Source organism: Natronobeatus ordinarius (genome assembly GCF_024362485.1).
Classification (GTDB): Archaea; Halobacteriota; Halobacteria; order Halobacteriales; family Natrialbaceae; genus Natronobeatus; species Natronobeatus ordinarius.
On record NZ_CP101456.1, the window covers coordinates 3,254,527 to 3,270,975 of the forward strand.

General features: G+C 67.5%; 20 protein-coding genes. 11 read left to right on the forward strand and 9 right to left on the reverse strand.

What is annotated here, in order from left to right:
- Positions 1–123: 123 nt before the first annotated feature.
- Positions 124–390 (reverse strand): HAH_0734 family protein, encoded by a 267-nt coding sequence (locus NMQ09_RS16500; RefSeq protein WP_255191682.1) that lies wholly within the window; start codon positions 388–390, stop codon positions 124–126.
- Between the two features lie 234 nt (positions 391–624).
- Between NMQ09_RS16500 and NMQ09_RS16505 the strand changes: the two genes are divergently transcribed.
- The 9 genes from NMQ09_RS16505 (at position 625) to NMQ09_RS16545 (ending at position 5,673) form a co-directional block, all read left to right on the forward strand.
- Positions 625–903, forward strand: coding sequence for a 50S ribosomal protein L44e (locus NMQ09_RS16505; RefSeq protein WP_255191683.1), 279 nt, complete (start codon positions 625–627; stop codon positions 901–903).
- Positions 904–908: 5 nt separating this feature from the next.
- Positions 909–1,082, forward strand: coding sequence for a 30S ribosomal protein S27e (locus NMQ09_RS16510; RefSeq protein WP_255191684.1), 174 nt, complete (start codon positions 909–911; stop codon positions 1,080–1,082).
- Positions 1,079–1,879: a translation initiation factor IF-2 subunit alpha gene (locus NMQ09_RS16515; protein ID WP_255191685.1), complete on the forward strand. Its 801-nt coding sequence runs from the start codon at positions 1,079–1,081 to the stop codon at positions 1,877–1,879. Before NMQ09_RS16510 ends, NMQ09_RS16515 begins: the two co-directional genes overlap by 4 nt.
- A gap of 6 nt (positions 1,880–1,885) precedes the next feature.
- Complete coding sequence (locus NMQ09_RS16520) at positions 1,886–2,065, forward strand: RNA-protein complex protein Nop10 (RefSeq protein ID WP_255191686.1); 180 nt, start codon at positions 1,886–1,888, stop codon at positions 2,063–2,065.
- Positions 2,066–2,071: 6 nt separating this feature from the next.
- On the forward strand, positions 2,072–2,839 hold the full coding sequence (locus tag NMQ09_RS16525) for a proteasome assembly chaperone family protein (protein ID WP_255191687.1): 768 nt from the start codon (positions 2,072–2,074) through the stop codon (positions 2,837–2,839).
- 135 nt (positions 2,840–2,974) lie between these two features.
- Complete coding sequence (locus NMQ09_RS16530) at positions 2,975–3,199, forward strand: DUF7123 family protein (protein ID WP_255191688.1); 225 nt, start codon at positions 2,975–2,977, stop codon at positions 3,197–3,199.
- 48 nt (positions 3,200–3,247) lie between these two features.
- Positions 3,248–3,676 (forward strand): SRPBCC family protein, encoded by a 429-nt coding sequence (locus NMQ09_RS16535; RefSeq protein ID WP_255191689.1) that lies wholly within the window; start codon positions 3,248–3,250, stop codon positions 3,674–3,676.
- A gap of 6 nt (positions 3,677–3,682) precedes the next feature.
- Positions 3,683–4,495 carry a carbon-nitrogen family hydrolase gene (locus NMQ09_RS16540; RefSeq protein WP_255191690.1) on the forward strand — a complete coding sequence of 271 codons (813 nt, stop codon included), beginning with the start codon at positions 3,683–3,685 and terminating at the stop codon, positions 4,493–4,495.
- Between the two features lie 437 nt (positions 4,496–4,932).
- Entirely contained in the window at positions 4,933–5,673 is a 741-nt protein-coding gene (locus tag NMQ09_RS16545) for an SDR family oxidoreductase (RefSeq protein WP_255191691.1), read from the forward strand.
- 21 nt (positions 5,674–5,694) lie between these two features.
- Here the strand turns inward: NMQ09_RS16545 and NMQ09_RS16550 are convergent, their stop codons facing one another.
- Positions 5,695–6,579, reverse strand: a complete 885-nt coding sequence (locus tag NMQ09_RS16550) for an esterase/lipase family protein (RefSeq protein WP_255191692.1) — start codon at positions 6,577–6,579, stop codon at positions 5,695–5,697.
- A 187-nt stretch (positions 6,580–6,766) separates the two neighbouring features.
- Here NMQ09_RS16550 and NMQ09_RS16555 point away from each other — a divergent pair, with 187 nt between their 5' ends.
- Both NMQ09_RS16555 and acs read left to right on the forward strand, forming a co-directional pair.
- Positions 6,767–8,470, forward strand: a complete 1,704-nt coding sequence (locus NMQ09_RS16555) for a methylmalonyl-CoA mutase family protein (RefSeq protein WP_255191693.1) — start codon at positions 6,767–6,769, stop codon at positions 8,468–8,470.
- A 176-nt stretch (positions 8,471–8,646) separates the two neighbouring features.
- On the forward strand, positions 8,647–10,632 hold the full coding sequence (gene acs / locus NMQ09_RS16560) for an acetate--CoA ligase (RefSeq protein ID WP_255191694.1): 1,986 nt from the start codon (positions 8,647–8,649) through the stop codon (positions 10,630–10,632).
- Positions 10,633–10,712: 80 nt separating this feature from the next.
- Here the strand turns inward: acs and NMQ09_RS16565 are convergent, their stop codons facing one another.
- The 7 genes from NMQ09_RS16565 to cbiB all read right to left on the reverse strand — a co-directional run bounded on the left by NMQ09_RS16565 (position 10,713) and on the right by cbiB (position 16,427).
- On the reverse strand, positions 10,713–10,973 hold the full coding sequence (locus NMQ09_RS16565; protein ID WP_255191695.1) for a DUF7520 family protein: 261 nt from the start codon (positions 10,971–10,973) through the stop codon (positions 10,713–10,715).
- A 406-nt stretch (positions 10,974–11,379) separates the two neighbouring features.
- A complete protein-coding gene (locus NMQ09_RS16570; RefSeq protein ID WP_255191696.1) occupies positions 11,380–12,138 on the reverse strand; it encodes an adenosylcobinamide amidohydrolase in 759 nt (252 codons plus the stop codon).
- A complete protein-coding gene (gene cobD, locus NMQ09_RS16575) occupies positions 12,128–13,144 on the reverse strand; it encodes a threonine-phosphate decarboxylase CobD (protein WP_255191697.1) in 1,017 nt (338 codons plus the stop codon). Before cobD ends, NMQ09_RS16570 begins: the two co-directional genes overlap by 11 nt.
- Positions 13,134–14,165 (reverse strand): nicotinate mononucleotide-dependent phosphoribosyltransferase CobT, encoded by a 1,032-nt coding sequence (gene cobT / locus NMQ09_RS16580; RefSeq protein WP_255191698.1) that lies wholly within the window; start codon positions 14,163–14,165, stop codon positions 13,134–13,136. Before cobT ends, cobD begins: the two co-directional genes overlap by 11 nt.
- Positions 14,156–14,719: an NTP transferase domain-containing protein gene (locus tag NMQ09_RS16585; protein WP_255194606.1), complete on the reverse strand. Its 564-nt coding sequence runs from the start codon at positions 14,717–14,719 to the stop codon at positions 14,156–14,158. Before NMQ09_RS16585 ends, cobT begins: the two co-directional genes overlap by 10 nt.
- Positions 14,719–15,501, reverse strand: a complete 783-nt coding sequence (gene cobS, locus NMQ09_RS16590; protein WP_255191699.1) for an adenosylcobinamide-GDP ribazoletransferase — start codon at positions 15,499–15,501, stop codon at positions 14,719–14,721. Before cobS ends, NMQ09_RS16585 begins: the two co-directional genes overlap by 1 nt.
- The gene (gene cbiB / locus NMQ09_RS16595) at positions 15,498–16,427 is read right to left on the reverse strand and encodes an adenosylcobinamide-phosphate synthase CbiB (protein WP_255191700.1); all 930 of its coding nucleotides are present in this window, start codon (positions 16,425–16,427) and stop codon (positions 15,498–15,500) included. The genes cobS and cbiB overlap by 4 nt, the downstream gene beginning before the upstream one ends.
- Between the last annotated feature and the right edge of the window lie 22 nt (positions 16,428–16,449).

Here is a 16,449-nt window from a genome sequence, read left to right on the forward strand (position 1 = left end):
CGCCTGTTGAGAGCGCGAGCCGACAGTCACGCCACGATCGGGGGACGTGAGCGCGATGGCCCGCTGTGCGTCCCGTCCCGGTTATCGAACGTTACTCGCGAGAAATGAGTCCGTACGTGCCGATCAGACGACGAGTTCTCCCTTCGGCTCGAGGACGGTGACCTCCTCCGCGTCGGCGCGCTCGACCTCGAGGAAGTGCGGGAGGTAGTTTCGCAGCTCGTACTCTTCGACTTCGCTCTCGTCACCGACGGTGCACCAGAGCTGGACGCGGTCGGGACCGTGCCACTCCCCGTTTCTGCTGATCCCGAAACAGACCAGTTCCTCCCCGTCGTACTCGATGACGGCCCCCTTCCGGATGCCGGGGTCCCCGTGGATGATGAGCCGCTTCATAGCCGTCGGTTCGCGCGACGGGATAGTAAGGGCTTCGAAGGGGACGACGGAAGAGCCGGGGGCGAACGGAGCGTTCGGTTCCGGGCCGGTTCGGGTCGTCCACGCTCGATCTCGAGCATCGGAATCACACCACAGGAGGGACGCACAACCGTGTGCCAGTCACCCATACGGATCGCCGGCGAACCAAATCCGTTTTAAACGGGGCTGTCCTAGCCCACTCCAAGTGAGCTAACCATGCAGATGCCACGCCGATTCAACACCTACTGTCCGCACTGTGACGCACACCACGAACACGAAGTCGAGAAGGTCCGAACGGGCCGACAGACGGGGATGAAGTGGATCGACCGCCAGCGCAAGCGCTCTGAGGGGATCGGGAACAGCGGTAAGTTCTCGAAGGTACCGAGCGGTGACAAGCCGACGAAGAAGACCGACCTCAAATACCGCTGCAGCGAGTGTGGCAAAGCCCACCTCCGCGAGGGATGGCGCGCCGGCCGACTCGAGTTCCAGGAGTGATTATCATGGCAGGAAACTTCTACACCGTCCGCTGTAGCGACTGTGAGAACGAACAGATCGTCTTCGGCAAGGCCTCCACGGAGGTCGCCTGCGCTGTCTGCGGGACGACGCTCGCGACTCCGACGGGTGGCAACGCCGAGATCGACCACGAGATCGTCGAAACAGTCGAGTCACGATGAAATACAGCGGCTGGCCCGACACCGGCGAGCTCGTCGTCGGCAAGATCGACGAGATCGAGGACTTCGGCGTCTTCGTCGACTTAGAGGAGTACGAGGACAAACGCGGCCTGATCCACATCTCCGAAGTCGCGAGTGGCTGGATCAAGAACGTCCGCGATCACGTCCGCGAGGGCCAGATCGTCGTCTGCAAGGTGCTCGACGTCGACGAGAGCCACGAACAGATCGACCTCTCGCTGAAGGACGTCAACGACCACCAGCGCTCCGATAAGATCCAGGACTGGAAAAACGAGCAGAAGGCCGACAACTGGATGGAGCTGGCCTTCGGCGAGGACATCGGGAGCGAACAGTACATCTCGATCGCGAACGAACTCCTCGGCGCCCACGGCAGCCTCTACGACGGCTTCAAACAGGCCGCCATCCACGGCCACGAGGCCCTCGAGAACACCGACCTCGCCGACGACGAAGTCGACGCGATCGTCGAGACGGCTCGCGAGAACGTCTCGGTGCCGTACGTCAACGTCACCGGCTACGTCGACCTCGAGAACCCCGATCCCAGCGGCGTCGACGGCGTCCGCGAGGCGCTGAAAGCCGCCGAAGGGAACGGCGATGTGCCCGAGGAGATCGAGCTCGAGGTGACTTACGTCGGCGCGCCCGAGTACCGGATCAAAGTGCGTGCGCCGAACTACAAGGCCGCCGAGTCCGCCCTCGAAGAGAGCGCACGGCGGGCGGTCGCGGCCATCGGCGAGCACGGCGGCGACGGCGAATTCCACCGCGAGCGACGCACCGACGACGAGTAAGACTCGATGAAGTCGGACATTCGGGTCTGTTCGGCGTGGCGATCGGCCCACGACCGGCCGGTCTACACGCTCGCGGCGTCCTGTCCCGACTGTGGAGCCGACGCCGTCAACAGTGCGCCCGCACCGTTCGATCCAGCCGACCCCTACGGCGAGTACCGACGTGCTCTTAACGATCGCACTCGCTGATCCGATATGGACGAACTCGACATCGACGTGGTCGCCGACGTCGACCTCGACGACCCCGTACTCGTCGAGGGGTTGCCGGGGGTCGGTCACGTCGGAACGCTCGCCGCAGAACACTTACTTGAGGAACTCGACGCAGAGAGCACGCTCGTTCGACGCCTCTACTCCCACGAGTTCCCACCACAGGTTTCGATCGAAGACGGCGTTGCAGAGTTGACGTGCGCACAGGTCCACGCCATCGAGGTGCCCGAGGGACGCGATCTGCTCGTCCTGACCGGTGACCACCAGGCACAGACGAACGCCGGCCACTACGTGCTCACCGACGCCTTCCTCGACGTCGCCGAAACGTTCGGCGCCAGCGAGGTGTACGCGCTCGGGGGCGTGCCGACGGGCGAACTCATCGAGGAGTACGCCGTCCTCGGTGCCGTAAGCGACGAGCACCTGATCGAACCGCTCGAGGACGCCGGCGTCGAGTTCCGCGGGGACGAACCCGCAGGCGGCATCGTCGGCGTCAGCGGCCTCCTTCTGGGGCTCGGAAAACGACGTGGCGTCGAGGCAGCGTGTCTGATGGGTGAGACGAGCGGCTATCTCGTCGATCCGAAGAGCGCCCGGGCGGTGCTCGAAGTGCTCGAGGAGTTACTCGGGTTCGACGTCGACTACGACTCGCTCGACGAGCGCGCCGACGAGATGGAAGACGTCGTCAGCAAGATCCAGGAGATGGAACGCCAGGGGTCGATGGACGTCCCGAGCGACGACGACCTGCGCTATATCGGCTGATTACCTCGTTCGAGCAGTCGACGACGCGACTGCTCGAGGTCGCCGCCCGATTCGACAGTCAGCGCACCGGAACAGTCAGTCGAGATGGCCTACCAACAGTTAAGACGACGGACGACCTAGATCCGTGCGACCACGATGACCGATTACTCCGACGACGAGCAGCGGATTCTCTCGTACCTCCGCGAGAGTGCCGCCCGGGGCGAGCAGTACTTCCGGGCGAAGAACATCGCGGACGCGATCGGACTCTCTTCGAAGCAAGTCGGGGCAAGGCTCCCTCACCTCGCCGAGAAATCGGACGACGTAGACATCGAGAAGTGGGGCCGCGCCCGCTCGACGACGTGGAAAGTGACGCTCAGCTAGGGATTCCCTTCCACCGTCTTTTTACGCGAGAGGACCGGACGTACCGGCATGACCGTCCGGACCGAGCGCACGTTCGATCTCGCGATTCCTCCCGACCGCGTCTGGGAGTTCATCGCCGATCCCGGAAATCGAGCCGGAGCGATCAGCGTCGTCACCGACTACACCGTCAACGACGCCGACGCCACCCACGTGACCTGGCAGGTGAAGTTACCGATTCCGATGGTTCGGCGAACGATCACCGTCGAGACCGAGGACGTCAGCCGGCGGCCGCCGACGTACGTCAGGTTCGTCGGGCGATCGAAAGTGCTGGACGTCACCGGCGAACACGAGATCACGCCGACCGAAAACGGGAGTTCACTCGAGAACCGGTTCACCGTCGAGGGGAAGCTCCCGGGGGTCGAAACGTTCTTCAAGCGGAACCTCGACGGCGAACTCGAGAACCTGCGCCGCGACCTCGAGGCCGCGGCGCGGCGCTAATCCACCATGACGACAGAGACCACCATCGCACTTGCACAGCTCGAGATCGAAGCGGGCGACGTCGAGGGCAACGTCGATCGCGCGCTCGCGGCCGTCTCCCGAGCCGCAGCGCGCGGGGCCGACCTCGTCTGCCTCCCGGAACTGTTCAACGTTGGGTACTTCGCGTTCGACCTCTACGACCGGTACGCCGAATCGCTCGACGGTGAGACGTTCACCCGACTGTCCGAGGCGGCGGCCGACCACGACGTCGCCGTCCTCGCGGGGAGCCTCGTCGAAGACCTCGCCGAGACGCGGGCGGAGACGCCGGCCGACGAGGGGTTCGCGAACACGGCCGCGCTGTTCGACTCGAGCGGCGAACGCCAGCTCGTCTACCGCAAACACCACCTGTTCGGCTACGACTCGGTCGAGAACGAGCTCCTGGTCCCCGGCGAGCGCCTCGAGACGGCCGAGATCGGCGGCTTCACCGTTGGCGTGACGACGTGTTACGACCTCCGGTTTCCCGAACTCTACCGCGAGCTGGCCGACCGGGGCGTCGACCTCGTGCTCGTCCCGAGCGCGTGGCCGTATCCGCGGATCGAGCACTGGGAGACGCTCTCGCGGGCGCGGGCGATCGAGAACCAGTGTTACGTGGCGACGATCAACGGTTCGGCGACGTTCGAGGACGCGACGCTGCTCGGCCGATCGACCGTCTACGATCCCTGGGGCGTCGCGCTGGCCTCGAGCGGCGACGGGCCGGCGCTCGTGACGGCCGACCTCGACCCCGCGACGGTCGAGACGGTTCGTGAGGAGTTTCCGGCCCTCCGCGACCGCCGGCAGTGAGTTGCGGCCATCCGTTCCGGACTCGCTGACCTTTTAACCATCGAGACCGAAGGGAAATCTGCCGGTAGACGGCGCTTTTCACGTCGCACACCGGCGAACCACGTCACTGGCCCGTCGCACCCGTCTCGAGCGCGGATCCGCACGCTCACCACCCGTCCCCCTCTCCTCGTCCACACCCGTTTCCGTTGTCCTGCCGTGAGAGCGCGTCAGCCGCCCGTCTGACGAAGACTTTTGAAAATCGCCACGAGAGGAACGAGTGTCTCAGATCGCCATCCGACAGTCGTCTCGGATCGCCACCCCACGGACGACTCCCATCGGAGGCAGGGTGTATCAGGCCGGTGGCGGTGCTGCTGGTCCCTTCCGCCGGACCCGTTTCGAGGTGTCACGAACGCTGACGTTAGGGAGGGTTATGCGTCTCCGTGGGGTACGACGGCCCCATGGCTTCGACCGACGAACGCGTACTGGTTGCAGGTGCGAGCGGCGATACCGGGCGAGAGGTACTCGCGGTTCTCCGATCGAGCGATCTGACCGTCCGCGCGACGACGCGGTCACACGCCGACGTCGACGAACTGGAACGGCTCGGCGCCGACGAGATCGTCGTCGTCAACCTCTTCGAGTCGGCGGACGCAGTTCGGGCCGTCGAAGGGTGTGCGTTCGTCCTGTGTGCACTCGGTACGCCGCCCGGACCGCGCCACCTCGTCGGCGGCAAACTCGTCGATCGAACGGGTGTGATCAATCTCGTGACGGCCGCGGTGGGTGCAGACGTCGATCACTTCGTCTTCGAGAGCGCCATCGGCGTCGGGAACTCGAGCGGACGGATGGCGCTCCCCGGCCGGCTGCTCGTTCGCGCCACGCTCAACGCGAAGCAGGACGCCGAAACGGCGCTGCGTCGATCGGGACTCGGATACACGATCGTCCGCCCTGGAAAACTGACCAACGATCCGCCGAGCGGCGAGGTGCTCGTGGGTGAAGGCGGCGATACGCTCTCGGGCTCGATCCCGCGGGCCGACGTCGCACGGGTGATGGCCGCGGCCCCGTTCACCCCCGAAGCGCGGAATCGAACGCTCGAAGTCGTCAGCCGGGACGGCCTCCGCGGTCCACCGCGGAACGTCGTGGCGGTCGACTGGAACTACGACCGGCTCGGAATCGAGACCGAGCGCGGGCGACTCGAGCCGTGATCGGTCAGTCGTCCAGTTTCCCTACTCGTGTGCGGTCAGCCAGTCGTACACGTCACCCCGTGATCCGGTTCGCACGCCGTCGTGGTCGGCGTGGTACCGTCGGTTCTCCTCGGCTCCCGACAGGGTCGGACTTCGCACGAGTCCACAGCCGACGAACACCTCGTCGGCGGTGCCGTAGCCGGTGTACCAGTTCGTCCCGTCGGGTGCCTCCTCGGGATCGAGGAGTTCGTAGAGCGGCTCCCCTTGCCGATAGCACTGCGCGGCGACGAACTGACACGGCGTCCCGGCCCCGCCCTGGTCACAGCAGCACGCACACCAGCAGTTGCCGTGGAACGGCCCGGCCAGCCCGACGAAGGTTCGCACCCGGTCGAACCGATTCTCGGCGTCCATCCAGTAGCGCGCGCCGGTGACACCAAGCGAGTGGGCCACGACATCGATCTCGTCCGCGTCCGTGTACGCGAGTACCTCGGCGACGAACGACTCGAGTTCCTCGCGCATCGCCTCGTGAGTGCTCGTCTCGGCGCCGAAGGTGATCGCCCAGCAGTCGTCCCCCCGGTAGCCGCGTTCTGTGAGATCTTCGACGTGCCCCGTCCAGTCGCAGGCGTCCCGCCCGTTGCCGTGGACGAAGACGACGGGGACGTGCGCCGATCCCGGCTCGGTGTCCCAGTGCTCGTGTCCGCCCCACCCGCCGTACTCGCCGTCCGTCGACCACGGGAGGCGATCGTCGTCAGTCCGGCCCCACTCGCACGGGATTCCGTCCGCACCGCTCAGACTCCCCTTCCCTTCCGGATCGGCCGACCGACCGTCCTGGTCGAACAGGCAGCCGCCAATTCCGCCGGCGACGCCGACGCTCCCGACGGATCGCAACACGTCGCGCCGTCGCACGCCCCGACTCGAGCCGCTCATAGGGCCCGTGAGTCCCCGAACGTCGTGTCCCCTGCCGTTGCACTTGCAACGATTGCCGCCGTGAGTGCAACGATTGCAACTGACGCGAGTGCGATCCGGTCGAGAGTGTCTCGGCACCGATCGGATCCCACCTGTCGAGACGGTCACCCCCGGAATTCTTAATGGGGAGTCCGGCAAATTTCGGGTCATGTACGACGACGAGGACCTGGCGGAGATTCGCGAGGCGACAGCCGAGTGGGAGACGGAGACGCTCGAACCCGTGCTCGACCGCTTCGGCGAACGACAGGACCGCTTCGCGACGATTTCGAACCTCGAGGTCGACCGCCTCTACACGCCCGAGGACGTGGCAGACCTCGACTACCTCGAGGACCTCGGCTTCCCGGGGGAAGAGCCGTACACGCGCGGCCCGTATCCGACGATGTACCGCGGCCGGACGTGGACGATGCGCCAGTTCGCGGGTTTTGGCACCGCAGAAGAGACCAACGACCGCTTTCACTACCTGATCGAGCAGGGCCAGACGGGGCTGTCGACGGCGTTCGACATGCCGACGTTGATGGGGCTCGACTCCGACGACCCGATGAGCATCGGCGAGGTCGGCAAGGAAGGCGTCGCAGTCGACACGCTGCGGGACATGGAGATCCTCTTCGACGGGATCGACGTCGGGGAGGTCTCGACCTCCTTTACGATCAACCCCTCCGCACCGGTCATCTACGCGATGTACGTCGCGCTGGCCGACCAGCAGGGCGTCCCCCGTGAAGCGGTCCGGGGCACCCTCCAGAACGATATGTTCAAGGAGTTTATCGCGCAGAAAGAGTGGGTGATTCCCCCGGAGCCCTCGCTCGATCTCGTCACCGACGTCGTCGAGTTCAGCACCGAGGAGACGCCGAAGTTCCACCCGATCTCGATCTCGGGCTATCACATCCGTGAGGCCGGCTCGACGGCGATCCAGGAGCTCGCCTTTACCCTCGCCGACGGCTTCGGCTACGTCGAGGACGCGATCGAGCGCGGGCTGGACGTCGACGAGTTCGCGCCCCGACTCTCCTTTTTCTTCAACTGCCACAACTCCTTTTTCGAGGAGATCGCGAAGTTCCGGGCCGCCCGCCGCATCTACGCCCACGTGATGGACGAGTGGTACGACGCCGAGCTGGCCGAGTCCAAGCGCCTGAAGTTCCACACCCAGACGGCGGGCCAGTCGCTGACGGCCCAGCAGCCGATCAACAACGTCGCCCGGGTGACGATCCAGGCGCTCGCCGGCGTCCTCGGTGGCACCCAGAGCCTGCACACGAACAGCTTCGACGAGGCGCTCGCGTTACCCAGTGAGAAGGCCGTCCGCGTCGCCCTGCGCACCCAGCAGCTCATCGCCGAGGAGTCCGGCGCGGCCGACATCGTCGACCCGCTCGGCGGCAGCTTCGCCGTCGAGGCGCTCACCGACGAGACCGAAACGCGCACGATGCGGTACCTCGAGCAGATCCGTGAGATGGGTGATGGCTCGGTCCGAGATGGCGTCCTCACCGGCATCGACGAGGGCTACTTCCTCCGTGAGATCCAGGAGGCTTCCTACGAATACCAGGAACGCGTCGAGCGCGGAGAGGAGGTCGTCGTCGGCGTCAACGAGTACACGATCGAGGAGGACACCAGCCCCGAGATCCTCCACGTCGACGAGGAGGCGACGACGAAACGACAGCTCGACCGGCTCGAGGCGGTCAAAGCCGAACGCGACGACGACGCCGTCGAGGAGTCGCTCGAGGCGCTTCGCGAGGCGATCGACCGCGGGGAGAACACGATGCCGTACATCGTCGACGCCGTCAAGACGTACGCGACGATGGGCGAGATCATGGCCGTCTTCGAGGACGTCTACGGCGCCTACACCGAACAGATCGGCCTCGCCTAGGCGAGTACAGACTGTCCCGATGTGACACCGACTCGTTTTGCTCGACCGTCGCGGTACCGCGCCCGGTAAGTCACGCTCGTCGTCCCGACTCGAGTTGGGACTCGAAGCGAAACCGACAGACGAAGTGACCGTGATGGGAACGTTTAACTTTCGCATGGGCCTTGTCTCCGATGACTATGACAGACCAATCCGAGGAGCCCGAGGTCGAACTCGAGGCACGGCTCGCAGAACAGGAGACGTTCGAGCCACCCGAGTCGTTCGTCGAGCAGGCGAACGTGACCGACGAGGGCATCTACGAGGAGTTCGAGGAAGCGTGGCCGGAGTGCTGGGAGGCGGCGGCCGACCTCCTCGAGTGGGACGAACCCTACGAGAACGTGCTCGAGGACGAGGACGCCCCGTTTTACCGGTGGTTCACGGGCGGCAAACTGAACGCCTCGTACAACTGTCTCGATCGCCACGTCGAGAACGGTGCGAAGAACCGCGCGGCGATCCAGTGGGAGGGTGAACTCGGCGAGACGCGCACGTACACTTACGGCGAACTGTTGAACGAGGTCGAGGCGTTCGCCGCGGGACTCCGGGAACTCGGCGTCGAGGAAGACGACGTCGTGACGATGTACATGCCGATGATTCCCGAGTTGCCGATCGCGATGCTCGCGTGTGCGCGCATCGGTGCCCCTCACTCGGTGGTGTTCGCGGGCTTCTCCGCGGAAGCACTCGCGACCCGGATGAACGCATCCGACAGCGAGTACCTGATCACCTGTGACGGCTACTACCGCCGCGGGGACGCCCTGAACCACAAGGAGAAGTCGGACAAGGGACTCAGACAGGTCGATCACGACGTCACGACGGTCGTCGTCGATCGGCTCGGCGACGAGTTGAAACACTTCCTCGGAAAACACGCCCACGACTACGACGAACTGGTCGCAGAACACGAGGGCGCGTCGGTCGAGCCCGTCTCACGGGACGCCGAGGACATGCTGTTCCTGATGTACACCTCCGGCACCACGGGCCAGCCCAAGGGTGTGAAACACACCACCGCGGGCTATCTCGCCTACACGGCCTGGACGGGACAGGCGGTGCTCGACATCAAGCCGGAGGACACTTACTGGTGTTCGGCCGACATCGGCTGGATCACCGGTCACTCCTACATCGTCTACGGGCCGCTCGCGCTCGGGACAACGACGCTGATGTACGAGGGCACCCCGGACTATCCCGAGAAGGACCGTTTCTGGGAACTCGTCGAGAAGTACCGCGTGGACACCTTCTACACGGCGCCGACGGCGATCCGCGCGTTCATGAAGTGGGGTGCAGAGTACCCCGAGGCCCACGACCTCTCCTCGCTGCGCCTGCTGGGAACGGTCGGCGAGCCGATCAATCCGCGCGCCTGGAAGTGGTACTACAAGCACATCGGTGGCGAGGAGTGCCCGATCGTCGACACCTGGTGGCAGACCGAAACCGGCGGCCACATGATCACCACCCTTCCCGGCATCGGCGAGATGAAACCAGGCTCGGCCGGTCCCGGACTCCCCGGACTCGACGTCCGCGTCGTCGACGGCACCGGCGAGGAAGTCGACGCCGGACACGCCGGCTACCTCACGGTCAACAACCCCTGGCCCGGAATGCTTCGCACCCTCTATCAGAACGACGAGCGGTTCGTCTCCGAGTACTGGCAGGAGTACTCCGACCCCGACGCCGACGAGTGGGTCTACTTCCCCGAGGACGGCGCGAAGATCGACGAGGACGGCTACATCACCGTGCTGGGTCGGGTCGACGACGTGATCAACGTCTCCGGCCACCGCCTGGGGACGATGGAACTCGAGAGTGCCATCGTCGCCACCGCGGGCGTCGCCGAGGCCGCCGTCGTCGGCGGCGACCACGAACTCAAGGGCGAGGCCGTCTACGCCTACGTCATCCTCGAGGACGGCCAGGAGCCGACCGACGCGATGCGCGAGCGCATCGTCGACAACGTGGTCGAGGGCATCGGCCCGATCGCCAAACCCGAGGACGTGATCTTCACGCCCGAACTACCGAAGACGCGCTCGGGCAAGATCATGCGTCGCCTGCTCGAGGACATTGCATCAGGGAACGAACTCGGTAACACCTCGACGCTTCGCAACCCCGACGTCGTCGAGGACATCCAGCAGCAGGTCCAGGACGACTGACGACACCCATCGAACCCCGTTTCTAGTTCGGCCACGGGACGTCGCGGGCACACCGGAACTGACGTTCAGCCGGTCGCTACTCAGATCGTCCCGTCGTCGAACCTCGAGACGGCCGTCAGGACGAGTAAAAGCGTCGCGAGGAACGTCCCCACGGCCACGACGCCGTACAGCGCGAGTGACGTCGGTGTGACGGTGAACGTGATCGACAGCACCGTCACCTCCTCGAGTCCCGTTCGGTCCGAAAGCGCGTAGCCAAGCGCGGCCCCGGAGAGGCCGGCCACGGCAACGATCGTGAGGAAGCCACCGACAACGACGTGGCGTCCGGACTGGTCGTCGGTCACGGTCGAGCCTTTGGGGGCTCGAGACGAGTACGTTGTGCTTCGACAGCTTCCACGGTCTCGAATCCGTCCGTCCGTCGCTTCAGTGTGAGAGACAGTCAGGCCAACGTTGAAGACGCCTCGAGAACAAACTCAGCCTGCACCGAAAGGTGTAGAGTATGTGGGGATCACCACCTACCACCAGCCCACATACTCGCTTCCGTATTCGGAAGCAGGCTAACGTTTTTCCAGGGACGTATAAATGATTGTGGCCGGTGGTCGTTACCCAAGGCCTCCGTTCGTGGCGATTACCACACTCGAATCGTTCGGCATGGGCGAAGTGTGGTGATATTCAGGGAGAAATCGAACGCGGTCGCGAGTCGGTCAGCGTGCGGGACGCGTCGGGGAGTCGTTTCGGAGGAACGGGCAGTCACCGTCGAGCGTCGCCGTCGAGTCGCGGCCGAAACACCTCGGCGCGGGCGTCCGTGGAGACGCCGTAGGCCGCGTCCGCGACGGTGTCGGGAATCGTCGCCTCTGTCTCATCGTACCGGGAATCCAGTGCCGCCTGCAGGGCCTCCCGGACGCAGGCTCGAGTCGCCGCGCCGACGGGCGTCGCACTGCCGGAGTACGTCTCGCGAGGGCCGTCGGGATCGTGGCCGACGACGATCGCGTCGGTCGTCGTTCCGGGGAAGCCCGTCGTCTCGAGCAGGGTCGTCGCCTTCGCCTCCGCGGTGACGGCGATCAGGTTCGCCAGCGCGCCAGCCTCGAGCGATCGACTCGTCCCGACGACGAGGTTCACGGTCCCGACAGGTCCGTCGGCGTCGCTCTGTTCTACGGTTCGCCCGTCGGGTAGTTCGCCGCCTGTCGGGTCCATCGGGAGCGCCGCGGGGTTCGAGACGCCGGCCGTCGCGTAGACCGTCACCGGGCCACAGCGGGCCCCGCGAGCGTGCTCGAGGTCGACCCCCGTCAGGAGCGTCGGCCCGGGCTCGTCGAAGCCTGCGCGCTCGAGGCGGGCGGGAACGTACGCGTCGAGGTCGGCACACTCCCAGCCCTCGGGGACGGAGACGTTGTACGCGCAGTCGGCCGTCCAGCGGCCGCCGTTCCAGCCCGTCGAGAGCCACTCGGTTCCCGGCCGGCGAACGCTGAGGACGCCGTCGACGCGCCTCGCCGCGAACCCGTCACCGCCCATCGCACAGCACCTCGAGCAGCCGGTCGTTCGCCTCGCGATCGTTGACAGCGATCCGAACGTGTGAGTCGAGTCCGCGGAAGGTCCGGGCGTCCCGGAGGGCGATTCCCGCCGCCCGCGAGCGCTCGAGCAACTCGTCGACGTCGCCGTCGACCGCGAGCAGGAGGTACGGCGCGTCCGAGGGGGAGACCTCGAACGAGGGGTCGGCCTCGAGCGCCTCTGACAGTCGGGCGCGCTCTCGAGCGACGCGCTCGCGCGTCTCGCGGACGAACGCCGGCTGGCGCATGCAGTAGGCGCCGACGCGTGCGGCGGGCGTCCCGAGGTTCCAGGCCGGACGAGCGATCGCGAGCGCTCTCCCCAGGTCGCCGGTTGCGACGGCGAAGCCCGCCCGCAGGCCGGGCAGGCCGAACAGCTTCGTGAGCGAGCGGGCGACGACGACGCCCTCGCGGCCGGCCATCGACGGCTGGTCGGTAAACCCGAGGAACGCCTCGTCGACGAGCAGCGTCGTCCCGGCCTCGAGACAGCGGTCGGCGAACGCTACGAGCCGATCTGGATCGGCCGCTTCGCCCGTCGGGTTGTTGGGCGTGCAGACGACCGCGAGTCGGTAGCGAGCTGGATCGGTGTCGAGTAGCTCGTCGTGTCTAAAAAAACGCGGCGTCGCTCCCTGTAGCCGCACCTCGCGGGCGTACTCGCCGAAGCTCGGATACGGGAGCAGGACCTCGTCGCCGGGCTCGAGGGTCGCCTCGAGCGCGAGTCGGATCGCGGCGAGTCCACCGGGGGTGGGGATCACGTCCGCCGCATCGCAGCCGACGTACTCGGCGGCGGCCGCGCGGTAGTCCGGATAGTCGTCGTCGGGGTAGCGTCGCGAAGCCTCGAGCGCGTCGGCGTAGACCGCCTCGACGCCGTCCGGTATCCGGGGATTGATATTGGCGCTGAAGTCGAGCACCGACGGATCTGATTCGCCGCCGTGAGGGACCCGCCCACCCGCGCGGATGGCCTCAGGTTCCATGGTCGTCTTCCACCGTTCCGACGTCGAGCCCACCGTCGGGATCGATCCCAAGCCGGTCGCAGACGACCTCGAGTCGGTCTCGAACCGCCCTCATCGCCCCGTCGGGAACCAGCGAGAGCGCCCCACCCATCGCGACGCCCTCTTTCGCCTCGCCGGCGCAGTAGCGTTCCATCGCGACGTGCTCGCCCTCGTCGAAGCCGGGGTCGGTGGCGACGACCTCGAGGTCGAACCGGTCGGCCGCCGTCTCGAGGTCGGCCGACGGATCGTCCGCGACGAACGAGGTGGTCGCCAGCGTGAGCGGGGCGTCGACCCCGGCGTGGCGCAGCATCGCGCCGACGGTCACCAGCTGGGTCCCACCGGCGAGCGTCACCGACGTCCCCGATTCGAGCGCGCCCGCGGCGACGCCCGCCACGACAGCCTGGACCGGGTCCCCGACTCGCCGGACGGCCTCGAGCGGCTCGCCGGCGCAGTCGCCCGGCTCGAGATCGCTCGCGGCGAGCGCCTCGTCGACGACCGCGCGCTTTCGCTCGAGGGGATTCTCGGGGAGCGACGAGGAGACGCCGAGGGGCTCGCCGAGGGCAGTGAGCACGCCCAGTGCGGTGGTCGTCCCGCCGGGAACGGTCTCGCCGATCAGCACCTCGTCGTCGGGGAGGCTCGCGCCGAAGCCGTGGGCGCGGTCGAAGATCGCCGCGGCGTCGGCCACCGCCTCCACCTCGCGGACGTCCGCGCCGCCGCTGGCGCCGAGGTCGACCGTGGGGGCGGCCGTCGGCTTCGAGAGGCCGGCGTCGAGGGTCACGAAGTCGAAGCCGACGACCTCGCGGACGGCACAGGTGATCGCCGCGGGCGTCGGACAGCCCGTCGGGCTGACGGGCGTTACGGGCGCGCCAGTCGGCTCGCCGTAGGCGACGATCTCGGCGTCAGCCGAGGGGGTGTGGGCCATCAGGTCGGGGGCGGCCCCCGCAGCGCTGAGGCCATCGATCAGCGCCGTTTCGGTCGTTCCGGCGGCGAGGATCACTCGCATAGTTCCTCCGCAATTCGTGCGTCTTCACGTCGGTTCACGTTGATCGCCAGTCGTGGATCGTAGCTCACGTACGTCATGTCTGTCACAGAATCGCCGACGACGTTGACCCCCGTCGGCGTAAGGTGAGGCGAGAAAGCGGTTTCGACGCTCGCCCCGAGGCGTCGTTTCAGCGCGACGGGCACGCAGACCGTCGCCGATTCAGATCCGGCTTCACGTTGCGCCCGCGTGCGCTCGAGCACGCGATCGACGGCCGCTCCCGAGAGCAACGGCAGGTCGGCCGCCACCGTCAGGACGGGCGGCTCGAGCGGACCGTCGAGCGCGACCAGCAGGTCGTTCACGTAGCCCTCGCCGGGCGTCTCGACGGTCGTCACCCGTGGGCCGGCGACGAGGTGCTCGCGCGTCTCCGGCGCGTTCGGCGAGACGGCCGCGTAGATCGTCCCGACGCGGCTCGCACGGAGCGCCTCGAGCACCCGGTCGACCATCGGCGTCCCGCCGATCCGGACGAGGGGCTTTTCGCGATCGGCCTCGAGGCGGGTACCCTGACCGCCACACATCACCAGCACGTCCACGCGATCACCCCCATGTGGACGCCGAGGAGGCGCCCGAGTTCGTTCGCGGCCCCGAAGACGTCGCCGGTGACGCCGCCGAGATGGACTCGTGCCCAGGCCCAGGGGAGCGCTCCCCCGAGGACCGCACCGGCGAGGGCGGCCGCCGCGGCCGGGTGCGGCCAGGTGAGGGCGACCGCAGGGAGTGTGAGGATAACTGGGAGGACGACGGCCGACGGGCCGACCGCGCTCGTGACGCTCGAGCCCATGCCCTCGTGGACGGCGGTGCCGACACACGCCAGGACGGCCATGCCGAGCTTCGCGCCGACCTCGGCCGCGACGGCGACGCCGACGGCGACGAGGACGGGCAGCCCCGCCAGCCCGAGGCCGCCGAGGGCCAGGCCGACCACGACGAGCGAGACGGCGAGCAGCGCGCCGACGCCCGTCGTCGTGTCCTTCAGTACCTCCCGCCGTCGCTCCGCGTCGCCGTGGACGACGAGCGCGTCGCCGAGGTCGGCCACGCCGTCGAGGTGGTGGATCCCCGTCACGAGGTAGACGGCGAGGAGGTAGCCCAGCGCGACCGTCGGCGCAGGGAGCGTCCCGATCGCGAGCAGAGAGACCGCCGCGAGCGCCCCCGCGACGAGACCGACGACGGGGAACGCCCACGGCGACGACCGAAACGCCTCCCAGTCGCCATCCCGGCTCCGCGTCGGCAGGCGCGTGAGGAAGGCGAACGCCCCCCGGAGCGCGGCCACTGGTCGGCTCACGGGGCCATCCCCTGTTGGGCTCACGGAACCACCTCCTGGCCGGCGACGAGGACCGCCGCGAGCGCAACGGCGAGCCAGCCCGCCCGCCCGACGATGCCCACCGCTCGCTCCCCGTCGGCGACCGTCGGAAATTCGGCACCCGCGTTCAGGACGTACGCCCCTCGTTTCTCGAGTCGAACGCCGAGCGCGCACGCGAGCGTCGCCATCGGCCAGCCGGAGTTCGGCGAGGCGGGGACGCGTGCCCACTCCCGGGCGCGCTCGAGCGCCCGCGAGTCGGCCGCGGCGAGGGCGATCAGGAGGGCGGCGATGCGGGCTGGGAGCCACATGACGATATCGTCGAGCCGGGCGCTCGCGGTCCCGATCGGCTTCGAGCGGTAGCCGAGCATCGAGTCGAGCGTGTTGACGGCTTTCACCCACGCGGCGACGGCCGCCGCGGCGGGCAGCGAGATCGGCGCGAGGATCGCGAACGGGAGTAGCGCCGCGACCAGGCCGTCGGCGAGGTTCTCCCCCGCGCTCTCGACGGCGGCGCTTCGAACCTCGGCCGCCGAGAGCTCGCTCGCGTCCCGACCGGCGAGCGCGAGCAACGCCTCGCGTGCCGTCTCGAGGGCGGCCTCGGTCGCCTCGACCACCGTTCGGGTGGTCTCGAGCAGCATTCGGAGACTGATCGAGGTGAAAAGGACGAGCGCCGCGGCGAGTGCGCCGGCGAACGGGTGGACCGCGCCCGCGGCGAGGACGACGAGACCGGCGACCGCCGCGGCCACCAGGGGAAGGGAGGCAGCGATGGCGACGCCGACCAGGCGCTGGCCGCGCTCGCTCTCGGTCCACTCCCGATCTGCGGCCCCGACGAGCGAGCCGAACCACGCCACCGGGTGGAACCGGTTCGGCGGCTCGCCCACCAGCCGGTCGAGGCCGAACGCGATGGCGACGACCGCGAGCGCCGTGGTCGTCACCGCATCGCCTCCCGCGGTCGGC